This is a genomic window from Flavobacterium sp. (assembly GCF_017744675.1).
Classification (GTDB): domain Bacteria; phylum Bacteroidota; class Bacteroidia; order Flavobacteriales; family Flavobacteriaceae; genus Flavobacterium.
This window is the reverse complement of record NZ_JAGIAV010000001.1, coordinates 806181-819964: the sequence shown is the minus strand read 5'-3', so window position 1 is coordinate 819964 and position 13784 is coordinate 806181. Positions and strand designations below refer to the sequence as shown.

At 34.0% G+C, this 13784-nt stretch carries 11 protein-coding genes; 5 read left to right on the top strand and 6 right to left on the bottom strand.

What is annotated here, in order from left to right:
* Positions 1-254: 254 nt before the first annotated feature.
* The 6 genes from J7574_RS03590 to J7574_RS03565 all read right to left on the bottom strand — a co-directional run bounded on the left by J7574_RS03590 (position 255) and on the right by J7574_RS03565 (position 6749).
* Positions 255-1283: an asparaginase gene (locus J7574_RS03590; RefSeq protein ID WP_290964335.1), complete on the bottom strand. Its 1029-nt coding sequence runs from the start codon at positions 1281-1283 to the stop codon at positions 255-257.
* Positions 1273-2409, bottom strand: coding sequence for a 1-acyl-sn-glycerol-3-phosphate acyltransferase (locus J7574_RS03585; RefSeq protein WP_290964333.1), 1137 nt, complete (start codon positions 2407-2409; stop codon positions 1273-1275). Before J7574_RS03585 ends, J7574_RS03590 begins: the two co-directional genes overlap by 11 nt.
* 63 nt (positions 2410-2472) lie before the next feature.
* Entirely contained in the window at positions 2473-3252 is a 780-nt protein-coding gene (locus tag J7574_RS03580; protein WP_290964330.1) for a TatD family hydrolase, read from the bottom strand.
* Positions 3253-3651: 399 nt separating this feature from the next.
* Positions 3652-5301: a S41 family peptidase gene (locus tag J7574_RS03575; RefSeq protein ID WP_290964328.1), complete on the bottom strand. Its 1650-nt coding sequence runs from the start codon at positions 5299-5301 to the stop codon at positions 3652-3654.
* Between the two features lie 135 nt (positions 5302-5436).
* Positions 5437-6162 carry a tol-pal system YbgF family protein gene (locus J7574_RS03570; RefSeq protein WP_290964326.1) on the bottom strand — a complete coding sequence of 242 codons (726 nt, stop codon included), beginning with the start codon at positions 6160-6162 and terminating at the stop codon, positions 5437-5439.
* Positions 6163-6164: 2 nt separating this feature from the next.
* Positions 6165-6749, bottom strand: coding sequence for a sigma-70 family RNA polymerase sigma factor (locus J7574_RS03565; RefSeq protein WP_290964324.1), 585 nt, complete (start codon positions 6747-6749; stop codon positions 6165-6167).
* A 130-nt stretch (positions 6750-6879) separates the two neighbouring features.
* On the opposite strand from J7574_RS03565, the gene J7574_RS03560 reads away from it, so the two are divergent.
* The 5 genes from J7574_RS03560 to J7574_RS03540 all read left to right on the top strand — a co-directional run bounded on the left by J7574_RS03560 (position 6880) and on the right by J7574_RS03540 (position 13757).
* Positions 6880-7179, top strand: coding sequence for a hypothetical protein (locus tag J7574_RS03560; RefSeq protein WP_290964321.1), 300 nt, complete (start codon positions 6880-6882; stop codon positions 7177-7179).
* A gap of 167 nt (positions 7180-7346) precedes the next feature.
* Complete coding sequence (locus J7574_RS03555; RefSeq protein WP_290964320.1) at positions 7347-8330, top strand: hypothetical protein; 984 nt, start codon at positions 7347-7349, stop codon at positions 8328-8330.
* Between the two features lie 113 nt (positions 8331-8443).
* Positions 8444-10396 carry a PKD domain-containing protein gene (locus J7574_RS03550; protein WP_290964317.1) on the top strand — a complete coding sequence of 651 codons (1953 nt, stop codon included), beginning with the start codon at positions 8444-8446 and terminating at the stop codon, positions 10394-10396.
* A 345-nt stretch (positions 10397-10741) separates the two neighbouring features.
* Positions 10742-13375: a CHAT domain-containing protein gene (locus J7574_RS03545; RefSeq protein WP_290964314.1), complete on the top strand. Its 2634-nt coding sequence runs from the start codon at positions 10742-10744 to the stop codon at positions 13373-13375.
* Positions 13320-13757, top strand: a complete 438-nt coding sequence (locus J7574_RS03540; protein WP_290964311.1) for a retropepsin-like aspartic protease — start codon at positions 13320-13322, stop codon at positions 13755-13757. The genes J7574_RS03545 and J7574_RS03540 overlap by 56 nt, the downstream gene beginning before the upstream one ends.
* The last annotated feature ends 27 nt before the right edge of the window (positions 13758-13784 follow it).

Sequence of the window (13784 nt, the reverse complement as noted above, 5' to 3'; positions counted from 1 at the left end):
CAACTTTGTCAAAGTTTGAAACTTTGACAAAGTTCTTACCATTCCAATTATCCACAATCTTGTCATCCTGACGAAGGAAGGATCACACTAGTAATTCCGAATGTAAAAGATTCAATCTTTGGCGAGTTTCTGGTGTGATCCTTCCTTCGTCAGGATGACAAACCAAACGCTAATTCTTTAAAAAAAATCCAAATTCCATCTTTTGTTTTATACAAAGTATTGGAATTTGGAATTTAAAAAATTGGAATTTTTATCTACGAAATTTCTCCGCGAAGAGCCGTTTCAAAAATATCTTTAAACTCATTTTGCGGAATATCATGTCCAAGCAAATACATCAGTTTTGTAATTGCGGCTTCTGTCGTAATGTCTTTTCCAGAAATCACGCCTAAAGATTTTAGGGCTGTACTGGTTTCGTATTGTCCCATATTCACACTTCCGCCTGAACATTGTGTTACGTTTACGATATACATTCCCGATTTGATGGCTTTTTCGATTAGGTTTAAAAACCAATCTTCGGTTGGTGCATTTCCAGAACCGTAAGTTTCTAAAACGATTCCGCGTAAGCCTGATGTTGCCAAAATTGAAGCGAGAACAATTTCGCTCATTCCTGGAAACATTTTTATGATCGCAACATGATTGTCTAAGTTTTTATGAACGATTAGTTTCGCATCCTTATTTACAGGAAGAAATAAATGTCTGTTTAAGGTTAAATGCACTCCAGATTCTACCAATTCTGGATAATTTGGTGCCGTAAAAGCTCTAAAATGTTCTGCATTTACCTTAGATGTTCTATTTCCTCGGTATAATTTGTATTCAAAATACAAGCAAACTTCAGTAATAACTGGTTTTCCGTTTTCTTGAAGAGACGCAATCTGAATTGCTGTAATCAAGTTTTCTTTGGCATCGGTACGCAAATCTCCAATTGGCAATTGCGAGCCTGTAAACACAACTGGTTTTGCTAAATTCTCCAGCATAAAACTCAATGCCGAAGCCGAATACGACATGGTATCTGATCCGTGAAGAACTACAAATCCGTCAAAAGAAGCGTAATTTTCCTCAATCATTGTGGCAATTTTGGTCCACATTTGCGGATTCATATTCGAAGAATCAATTGGATGTTCAAATGAAATTGATTCAATTTCGCAGTCCAATTGTTTGATTTCTGGAATTTTCTGAATTAATTTACCAAAATTGAAGGCTTTAAGTGCTCCAGTTTCAAAATCTTTGCTCATACCGATCGTGCCTCCGGTATAAATCAATAATATTTTTGCTTTAGATGACATCTTGGTATTTTAATTTATTGACAACAGGATTCGCATACATAGCTAAAAATCCTTGTCTTGTCACAGGATTATCGCTTCCGATACGCATTTCTAAACGGCGTTCAAAAAGCTGTTTTTCGCTCTCTTTGTATTTGTGAGCGAACTTGTCAGTTTCGTTTAAAATATCGTAAGCAATAAAATTTGTTGGCCATAACTGATAGTTTTTCAAAATAACATCATCAATAGTTTGTGCCAAAGCCTGAACTTGTTTGTTTGCATTGTCATTTTCTGCCACAATCTGATCGATTTCTGCATCTAAAACATCGCCAACAGAAATGTGTATTCTTTTCTTAGTTCCCATGATACCGCTTAAAATGGTCATGAAATCTTCGTTTTTATCTTTTACGTAAACTTCGTTGTTTGCTTCTGCCATTAATTGTGGCATTTTCAAGACATCGGTAGGATCATATTCGTAAGAAATAGAAACCGGAACGATTTTTAATTTCTTAAAATAATCCATTAAGTTTTCTTCATCAGAACCCATTCCAATCATTTTTAAAACTCCTGGATTGGTTTCATCGTTTCCGTCTTTTGTTCTTCCTTCTCTTTGTGCAATCCAAACCGAACGGTTTTCGCGAAGCAATAATTGTCCCATATATTCAGACAATAATTTTGAGCTTTGCAACATTTCTCGAGGCGTTAATCCTCTTAAAACCAAAAAGTTTCGGTTTAATTTTGCTAAAGTCGCCAAGAAAGCTTTCTTTACCAAATTGTCTCCAATTGCCGAAGCTGTCATTACCAAACCATGCTCAAACAAGCAAACATTCAATAATGTGGTATCCAAAAGAATATCTCTATGATTGGAGATAAACAAATAAGAAGTATTAGGTTCTAATTTTTCAAAACCTGAAGTCGTTAGGCCTTCAGAGCTTTTTTCTAGAACTTTCTGAATGGTATGGTAAATAAAATTGCACTGAAAATCACGAATAGAATGTGTTTTCTTCAATTGTTCCTTCCAAACCTCATCTTCTACATCCGGAAAAGTAAAGTTCATCATGGTTTTCATCATTGGATGATTTACCACACCATGAAGTGCTTCGTTTATTTCGGAATCATAAAACGGTCGAATGGCATCAAATTTCTGCATTATTTATTTGGGTTTAAGTGGGCAAAAGAACAAAAAAAAAATTAAAGTTTTGTAAGGTACAAGTTAAATCCCGAAAACGTCTTTGGAATTTTGGGTTGTAATTGCTGCAATTTCTTCTGCAGAAACGCTGTATATATCGCTTAATTTAGCAATAACATTTACCAAGTAACTGCTTTCGTTTCTTTTTCCTCTATACGGAATTGGTGCCAAATAAGGAGAGTCTGTCTCGAGAACGATGTGCTTTAAATCGATTTGATTTAAAAACTGATCGATTTTTCCGTTCTTAAAAGTAACCACTCCGCCAATTCCTAATTTCATTTTGTAAGAAATCGCACGCTCTGCTTGTTCTAAAGTTCCGGAAAAACAATGAAAAATCCCAAATAAATCTTCAGATTTTTCTTCTTCCAGCACTTCAAATATTTCATCAAAAGCTTCTCGGCAATGAATTACGATTGGCAATTTGTATTGTTTTGCCAGCTGAATTTGTCTTTTAAAAGCGATTTGCTGTTCTTTCAAATGTGTTTTATCCCAATATAAATCGATCCCGATTTCGCCCACTGCATAGAATTTTCTTTTAGACAATTCTGCTTCTACATGTGCCAATTCGTCCAGATAATTATCTTTCACGTAAGTGGGATGCAACCCCATCATTAAGAATATATTTTCAGGATAATTTTTCTCTAAATCGTACATAGATTGTGTTGCGGCAGCATCAATGGCAGGAATAAAAAAGCGTGTAATTCCAGCATCAATGGCGCGCTGAATCATAGCGTCGCGATCCTGATCAAATTCTTCAGAATATAAATGGGTGTGGGTATCGGTAATAATAGGTGTTGAATTCAAGGCTATAATTTTAAAGCGCCAAAATTACGACAATATTAAAAGAATAGCAATTCTGTGCGATTGGCACGCGGATGCAACGGATTCACTTCGTGAAAACGCGGATTGTCACGGATTTTTTATTCCGGTTTTGTCAGGCTGAGCGAAATCGAAGCCCATATAGCTAATCACTAAACTTTGTCGATTCTCAACGCGATCCTTTCCTAAAGCGTTGGATCGCTCAGGATGACACAAAAAAAACCTTTGTCAAAGTTGTAAACTTTAACAAAGGCCAGAATAATAATCACCTAATGTCATTCTGAGGAACGAAGGACCTCACAAGAAGCTTCGAAAAGAAAACCCCCATTTTTTCTCTCGATCAGCTAGTGCGATCCCTCGTTCTTCAGTACGACCAAATAGGTTTTATTTTCCATTTTCTATATATAGCAAAGCCCGTTCCAAAACTTCATCTTTGCCTTGCTGAATGCCTAAAATTGTTGGTTTTATTTCAATATCAGGTACAATTCCTACACGCTGTGTCTCTCTCCCGTCTGGGTAGTAAACGCCAATTCCTGAAAAACCTGTATGAAATCCCTTGAAATCAAATTCAAACACATTGCCATCTGCTCCAGCAGTTTGACTTCCTATAATGGTAGTATTTCCAGCCGTCTGAAAACACATTGCAGTCCATTCTGACTGACTTATAGAATCTTCATTCAGCAATACAACGACTTTCCCTTTATAATAATCTTTATTTTCAAATCCTGTACTTCTTCCTTCTGTCCAATAATACCTTCCTGGATAATTTAAATAAGGATATGTATAAATGACAAACTTCTTTTCCTCAGGATTCAAAAAATCTGAAATGTCTTTATAAGTTCCGTTTGGGTAATTTCGCATATCAAAAACTATTGCTTTTGTCGATTTAAGAGCTTCAATCATATCGGGAACATTTTTGGGTTTAATAACACCCATGTTTACATAACCAATATTATTATCCAAAAGTTTAAATTTATCTTTCTTTTTCTGAGCTCCTTTTTTATACTCATTTCGATGCGAATCGTGATAATTAAACCAAGTCATTGATTTTGTTTCGTATTTTCCGTCTTTTAAAAATTCTACTTGAACCTTATCCGATTCGCTCATTAGAATCATACCTATAACTTTGTCCAAATAAGAAACCTCATTTGAAGCAGGAATCAATTCTCTTTTCTCTTCAATAATTTCTTTGATGCTTTTATCGTTAATTTTAGTAATAACTGTACCAATTTTAATATTATCTGCTTCTGCTAAACTGTCTCCTAAAATCTCTGTGATAACAAGCTTTTCTTCCATTATTTTGCCTGTTGCTGGAAAATAATAGAAACTCTTTTTTAATGTTGATGAAGTTGGATATATGTGAAACACAACATGGCTATCATCGAGTTTTACAACTGCTTTTCGTAATATTTTATAAAAATCTTCTGAAGTCTTTGACTGAACAACAGAAGGTAAAATCTCATTTAAAGTTTGATCCCATTTCTGGTCCATTATATATTTATACGGAAAATAATATTCTACTACATTCCAATACGCGTAAAGCATTAAAAGCTTTGAATTTTTATCAGTACACTCTAGATTAAAATAATTTTTCTCGTTTTTAAAACCGTCAAAGTTTGGTCCAAATTCTTCATTACTTTGAAACCTGTTTTCTTCAATAAATTTTAATTTCTTAGAAAGCTTTTTAGAAAACAGCTTATTATTAAACCAGCTTAAATCAAAATTCTTGTCAAAGAACTTAACGTCTTTTGGCACAGCTATCAGTGCAATTTCTTTTACTGGCCCTAGATCATCAATCCAATTTTCTAAGATTAACGAAAATTCTTCTTTGGTTTGCGCCTTTTCTATTAATGGCAATTTCTCCAAAAGCTGATTGTCCCAATTCAACTCTCCACCGGCAACTTTCGGATGATAATATTTCAAAAATCCCCATACTTTACAAGTTGCCGCTAGTCTTTCAGTTTCAGTAATTTTATTGAAACTAAAAATGGTTTGCGAAAAAACAAATAGAAATAGTAGGGCAACTTTTTTCATTTTGGGTTCATTCGGGTTCGGTTAGTTTGTTTTTTGGGCTGATCTTTAAAAAGAAAATCGAATTTAGAACTAAAATTCCAAATTCGATTGAGGTTTCCCGTAAAGCGAGAAAATTTTTTCTTATTAACTACAGTTTTAGTCCAATTCTTCCAAAAGCTGTTCTACGTCATCATAGTCTTCGTAGTCCTGCGAAATGGTCTGTAAAATGGCTTTACATTCGTTATATTTTCCTTGTTTTAGCTTAGACAAGGCCAGATTCCATTTTGCTTTTTCTTTGTAAACCGAATTTCCAGCTTCCAATTCTTTAAAAATAGTTTCTGCTTTTGCGTATTTGCTTACCTGCAATAACGAAACGGCATAGAAATATTTAATTTCGTCTGAATTGTTCTGTTTTAAAATCATTTCAAAAATCGGAATCGCAGTTTCGTATCTTTTTCCGTTAAAATTATTCTCTGCTTGTTTTAAAATTGCTTCAGAAACGCCTCTTTCTGTAAAATAAGCGCTTTCTGGATGGTTATAATCGTCAAAAGAAGGATTATGCCTGTAATCGAAGAAAAACAACCCGAACATAATAATTACAGATGCTGCCACGGCAAAATACCAAGGTTTAAGAGATACTACTTTATGATTGTTTTTATTGAAGTATTTATCCGAAATTCGAGTCAGATTTTCTTCAAAAACTGCTCGTTCCTGTTGTCTTCCAAATTTATTTTCCAGCTGAAAATGCATTTCCTTGAAACTTTCAAACTCAGAGGCCAATGCTGCATCTTCAGATAATTGTTTCTCAAAATTGTTTTTTTCATCAACGGTCAGTTCGCCTTGAAGATATTGGTCAAATAATATATAGCGTTCTTCGTTCATGACTAATTGTTTTTTAAAGAGTTAAAATTTTTCGCTTCCCGAATCCACTGCGTTAGCTGACCTACACACAACGATTTCTTTTTTCGGACATATCCGTAAGTTACGTTGAGCTTTTGAGCTACTTCTTCCATCGATTTTAAAGAAAAGCTGAGTTTCAAAACTTCTTGGCATTTTTCTCCCAGTTTTTCAAACATGGTTTCAAAAAGCTTCTGTTTTTCATCAAATTCTTCGGCTTGTGCAATCAATTCGTGAGCAGATTCATTTATAGATACCACATTCTCATAAATTGTTACCCCTTTATTGGCAGAATTTTTCAGCTCGTTCAGCCAGCGTCTTTTGCACAACAAGAAAAAGTAAGCATCAAACGGACAGGTTAAAAGAAGTTTTCCGGCTTTTGCCTGATTAAAAAGCAAAATCATGATTTCCTGAATCACATCCTGAGCTTGATCTTTATCTCCAGAGTTATTGGTGATAAACTGGACCACTTTGGGCGCAAATTTCTTATATATCATTTCAATCACTAACGAATCATTTGCAGCAAGTCCGTCGATATATTTTTGATCAGGATGAATTTTATTTAGATCCATAAAAAAACATTTTACAGCTAATTTAAAAAAAGAATCTTAAAAATTTTAAAAAACAAGAGGTAACAATATTACAGTCAATTGTATATATCCAAACAAAAGTCTTTTAAAAACCTTTAAAAAATTAAAAGAAATGGAAAGTTACCAATTTATTACTGAAAAAAACCTAGATCGATTTTACGAAATAATCGCCGCCAAAACACGCAACGGTTTTGTTATTACAGAACAAAATGAGAAACTGCCTTATGTGGTTTTGTCTAAAGAAAAGAAGACCATCAATCATAGTTTTCATTTCTTTTTGACCATCGCCACCCTGGGTTTCTGGCTGATTGTTTGGATTTATCTTATTGTGAAATTTTCCCGTAAAAAAGACATTTTGGTTGCTGTTGACGAAGACGGTAATCTGTTTGAAGACAAATGCATTTCTATTTAAGGGGTAACAAATTTTAAAGCCTGCTGATATACTCCTATAAAAACTTTTAAAAATATTTCTCAAACCAAGGGTAACAAAATCAAACCCAAATTGATTTACGATTAAAATTAATTAACCAAATCTGAAATTGCCTGAAACATTCAGGTCAGATTTTAAAACTAAACATTATGAAAACAAATTTTAAAAAAATCGGACTTTTAATACTAGCAATGACGGTTTTTGCAAGCTGCGATAATACAGACGGAGACGAAATCAAACTTTCTCCACCGACTTCTGCAGCATTTAAAAGCATAAGCGAAAAAGGAGTAAAAAGAAATACCCAAAATTTTACCATGACCGCAGGAAATGGCGTTGTAACCTTAACCTCTGCAAAGGGTGTAAAGCTTTACATTAATGGAGATTGTTTGACCAAAAACGGAAATCCTGTAACAGGACAAATTGATATTGAATATATTGAGCTTTTTGACAAAGGAAATATGCTGGTAACCAATAAACCGACAATGGGAATTACAGCAGACGGAAAGAAAAATCTTTTAATTTCTGGAGGAGAATTCTTCATCAAAGCAACTCAGGGAGGAGTCGAATTAAAAACTTCTTGCACAATGAACATGATTGTTCCAACGGCACTTACAAATGGTTTTGATAATTTAATGACTTTATGGACTGGAGTTATAGATGAAAATGGCGAATTGGCTTGGAGAGAAGCAAAAGCAAATGCAGACGGAACTGGCGGAAAAGGCGGTGTACAAGGCGAAGGAAACAATTATTATGTGACTTTCGGAAATTTTGGATGGACCAATGTAGACCGTTTTTACAGTGATCCAAGACCAAAAACAACTCTTTTGGTTGATGTTCCTGACGGATACAATAATACGAACAGCGCCGTTTATCTTTCTTATGATGGAGAAGGCACAAATGCCCTTGCCAAATTGGACACTTATACTGCTGAAGGATTGTTTAGCGAACATTACGGTCAAATTCCGATTGGATTAGCGTGCCATATCATTTTTGCAACAGAAGATAACGGAAACTGGCGTTATGCGATAAAAGGCGTGACAATTTCTGCAAATGCGGTTTACGAATTTAATTTGGCCGAAACAACAGTCGGCACAGAAGCTCAACTGGTTGCTGCTATTAATGCCATACAGTAACTTAATAAATGCTTTTTTTGAGAAAAAGTGGTGATTTGCTCATCACTTTTTTTTACATTTAATCTTGTTTTAAAATTGATTTTGATGATTTTAAGGCCAAAAACTGTCTAGTTATGAAACCACAACTGTCTATTTTCTTTATTTTATTTTCTATTCTTGCAATAGGTCAAACCAAAGTAAAAGACACCATAACCCGAAGAGCCAATATTGGTTTTACTCAAAACGGAAATCAGGTTATTTTTAAACCCGAAACTCCGCCTTTGATTCCTATTGCGGGTGCGCCAAAACCAAGTTATTCTTATTTATGGGAACTTGGAGATGGGCATTATAGCAAAGAAGCCGAACCTAAACATGTTTATAAAAACAAAGGCACATACACCACGAGACTTGCCGTAACCAATAATTATGACAACGGAAAACCTCCTGCGACGCGTCCGAAAAAAGTGGCTGTAAATGATCTTACCGATACCAATTATAAAGATATTGCTTCTATAGCCGACCAGAACGGTTTTGCCATTATTAAAAACTGTGATCCGATTCCAGAACAGGAAATGGTAGTTGTGGTAAGTTATCAGAATTTGGAGAATTATGTTTCAAGCGGTAAGCTGTATCTTTTTTACAACGAAAAGCAATTTAAACACAATAACTTTGAATTAAGCGATTTTAGAACGTATGCTGGCGAACGAGAGGTAAAAGAAAAACTAGTTGCTTCTGTTGATGATCTTAACGATTCAAATACTTTTTTGGCTTCCGCCGAAGCGAACTTCAAAACCAAGAAATACCGAAATACTACGACCGAAGAAGATTTGGATGCCTCTCTTTTAGATGCCAATAAAACGTATCATAATGTGTCGATTTTAGAATTTGATGATGCCAATCCTGGCGAAACCCGAAATGTCTTTTATACCTTCAAAACAACTCCAGAAATGATAAAAGACACCAGTGCAACAGTTACGATGCGCGGTATTTATGTTCCGAATCGAAGTTATAAAAACCACAAAGTAAAAAATCTTGAAATGGAAATTGTGACTTCTCACGATCCAAATAAAATGGGCTCTAATGGACGTTTCATGAATTACAGGTTGGTTCGTTTTAAACGCGTAAATTTTAAAACCCGATTTCAGAATAATGGCGAAGGTCCAGCACGAAAAATCCGTTTAGAAACTGATGTTCCCGATATGTTCGATAAAAAGACTTTCCAGATAGAAAGCATGTATCCTGAATGTCCGATTTGTCCAAAAGGCGAAGAACCAACGACAAGCTGTCTCGATACGATTATCAAACAAAAACAGATTATTTTCACCTTTAAAAACATTTATCTTCCAGGAAGCGAGCAGAAAAATGTGCAGGAAAAAGATTCTACAAAAGGTTTTGTAAAATATTCGATGAAATTTGGCGAAGATTTTCATAAAGTAAAAACCAAAAGTAGAACAGCAATTATCTTTGATAAAAACGAACCCATAATTACCAATTATGCCACTACACGATTCCTTCCCGGAATTTCTATTGGTGCAAAAGCGGGTTATAATTTTTATCCGGATTTAGATAAGTCGACGAGTTATTTTGTTGGTGCGACAATTTCGCCTTTTAAATCCTACCGCTTTTATTGGCAGGTCGAATGGGTAAATGCTTTAAACCATTACAACAGCGAAACCACCGTTACAGAAGAGTTTTTAACAAATGCTAACGGAACTAGGCAATTGCAGCGGACAACCACCAATATTGAAAACAAAAATATCAATTGGGAAGTTCCTGTTTTAATTCGCTATAACATTAATAACTATATCGGAGTTGGTGCGGGAATTCAAGCCAATATAAACGTTGCTTCAGAACAGAATAAAAATGTGCAAGTTGATCTTTACGAAGGTGATAAAGGAAACTTTTTAATTAGTTCAACAACAGATTCGAATACGGCAAAAAATAGTTTTTCGGGTTTCAAAACAGGGCTTTTATTTGATTTAACAGCTGGCTTTGCTAGAATCGGACCAAGTTTGGGTGCGCGTTATGTGATTAACTTTGAGCAGAATTTTAATTATATTCAGGTTTATGGAATCTGGAAATTCTAATGGCTATACCGCAGAGATGCACAAAGGCTACACAGAGATACGCTAAGTTAATTTTAATCTCTGTGTGTCTTCGCGAAAAACTTTATGAATCTCTGTGGAATATATAATTGAATAAAATGTTACGCAAAGATGCACAAAGGTTACACAGAGATACACAAAGTTAATTTTAATTCTTTGTGTGTCTTTGCGAAAAACTTTGCGAATCTCTGTGGAATATATAATTGGATAAAATGTTACGCAGAGATACACAAAGGCTACATAGAGATACACTAAGTTAATTTTAATCTTTGTGTGTCTTTGCGAAAAACTTTGCGAATCTCTGTGGAATAAAAAAAACAGCTTAATATGAACTTATATCGCTTATATGGTTTAATCTTTTTCCTGAGTCTAAATGTTTTTGGACAGCATCAGGCTGAAAAAATCTATAATGCTATTGATAGTTTTACTGCTAATCCTTCCGCAGAAGCGTTACAAAATTTAAAAAATACAGAAAGTGATTTTTGGAAAACCGCGAACCCTAAAACTAAAGACGAATTACTGGCCATTGTTATTTTAAACTGCAATAAAGCTTATTATGAAAATCAGTTTGGACAGAATTTAGAAGCGGTAAAAAGCTACGAAAAAGCTTGGTTGCTTTATCAGAAAAACAAACTTTCTAATTACGATATTATTGAATTCTGCCTGAAGCCTTTGGGCAATTTATATACAATTTTGGGCGATTATGAAAACGCAGAAAATATTATAAAGCAGTATTATTTTATTGCCAATCTGGAGAAAAACCAATTGCAAAAAACAGCTGCAATTCTCAATCTTTCTAACGTTTATCAAAATACAGGAAACATCTATAAAGCAATCGACTTAATAGAAAAAACAATTCAAACCGAAAAACTTTCTGCTGTTCAAAAAGGTGTTTTACTCAATAATTTAGGAACAAATTATGTTTTGTCAGCCAAAAAATCAGAAGCCGAGAATTCTTTCTTGAAAGCCGTTTCTTTACTAAAAAATGACAAAACGCAATCTGAAACCTTAGCCAATGCGTATCGAAATCTAGCGCAATTAAAATTAGATCAAAACGATTTTAAAAAGGCTTCTGAATATTTCGAAAAAGCTAAAACTGAATTCAATAAAAATCCGAAACGAGAACCTCGAAAAATAGGACAATTTTATTATGAAGCTGCTTTTATTTCTTTTTCTGAAGGTGATATAATTGACGCGCAGAAAAATCTAGAAATAGTATATAAAACGCTTCTTCCTAATTATTCTGTTTCAAAAAATAGGCTTCCAAACGAGAATTCGCTTTATGCAGAAACGGTTTTATTAGATGCTTTAGATTTACAAGCTTTGATTTATTTATCCGAAAATCAGCCTAAAAATGCTTTGAAAAGTTATGGCTTTGCTTTTAAGATTGAAGAAATGATTCAGTCGCTTTTGGTTTATGAAAATTCTAAAATTATATCTCAGGTTAGAAACCGAAACAGAACCGAAAAATGCATTGAAATTTATCTTTCTTTATATGAAAAAGAGCGAAACGCAAATTATATCGAAAGTGCTTTTCTGCTTTCAGAACAAACAAAATCTGCTGTCTTAAAAAAGCATCTTAAAAATATTGAAACTATTTCAAGAGAAGAAAAACTGATTTTACAGCAGCTTCAAAACTGGAGTACTACGATTCTAAAAGAGCAGCAAAAATTGGAAGCCGCCGATATTTCTAAAATCAATGAAGCTGTTAAAAAGCAAAATGAATTGATGTTGCTTTTAAAAACAAAGCAGAACAAAACCAATCAAAACACAAATTCTAAATTGGATTTGGCTAAGCTTTATGAAAAGCTGGAAAAAGACAAAGCGGTATTGATCGAGTATTTTTTTGGAAATCATTGCATCTACAATTTCACTCTTGAAAATAAAAAAATTACATTGCATAAGATTGATACAGATCATAAAGCTTTTCCAGAATTGCTTTCATTTATTGAACTTTTCAAAGATCCGTCGGCAATTTCCAGCAATCCTAAAAAGTATAATATCCTTGGAAATAAAGTTTATCAGAAACTTCAAATTCCAAAAATCGGAAAGCATAAAAACTTAATTATTGTTCCTGACGGAATTTTGTCTTTTTTGCCTTTTGAAGCGCTAGTAAGCGAAACTTCCAACACGTCTAACTTTACTAAAATGCATTATTTGTTGGATAAATTTGACATTGCATACAATAACTCTGCAGAATTATATTTGAATGCAAATGCACTTTCAAATGGAACAACGAATGTTTTAGGCCTTTTCCCTATTTTCGAAAAAACCAATTATGCTCTACGTTTTTCTAAAAATGAGTTAGAGTCTATAAAACATAATTTTGATGGCCAATTTTTTGAGAATGGAGATGCTACTTTTCTCAACTTTAAAAACAATGCCATAGGAAAATCGATTATTCATCTCAGTACGCATGCTTCTTCGGGAGATCTTGAAACTCCTGCGAGTATCAAATTTCATGACGGAGAAATTCTGTTTTCTGAATTATACAGTTTACAGCTCAACCCCGATTTGGTTGTATTAAGCGCCTGCGAAACTGGAATTGGAAAATTGTATAAAGGTGAAGGAGCAATGAGTATTGCCAGAGGTTTTCAGTTTGCTGGAGCACAAAATCTGCTCTTTTCTTTATGGAACGTCAACGATTATACGACTTCTGTTTTTATGGATTATTTTTATAAAGAAATAAAACACGATTCTTCTTTTGTACAGGCAGCAGCAAATGCAAAAAGAGCATTTTTAAAAGATGAAAACATTCCAAATGCAAAGAAATCGCCTTATTATTGGAGTGCTTTTGTATACTATGGCACTCTTGAACAACCTGAAAAGTCTTCAAATTATATCTATTACATCATTAGTTTTTTGGCTGTAATTGGTTTATTTTTGGGTTTCAATCAGTACAGGAATGGAAAATCTTCACGAAATTCTCAAAACAGAGAACTACAAAAAAATAAAGTTTAAAATAACCAAAACACAGCATTTGCAGATTAAAGCCAAGATTAATGGCATTTCTGGAAATTTCATTTTAGACACAGGCGCATCCAATACTTGCGTAGGTTTTGAATGTATTGAACGTTTTGAACTTGCTGCAAAAAATTCTAAAACAAAGGCTTCTGGAGCCGGCGGAACTGGAATGGCAACACAGATTTCATCTCAAAATAAACTGCAATTAGGAAGTTGGAAAAGCAAAGATTTTAGTATCGTAATTTTTGATCTTTCCCATGTAAACGAAGCTTTAGAATCTTTTAAGGCAAAAGCTGTTCACGGCATTATCGGTGCTGATCTTTTATTGGAAGGAAAAGCAATAATTGATTATTATAATTATTATTTGTATTTAAAATAATGAAATTCCAAATTCCATCCCGAAACT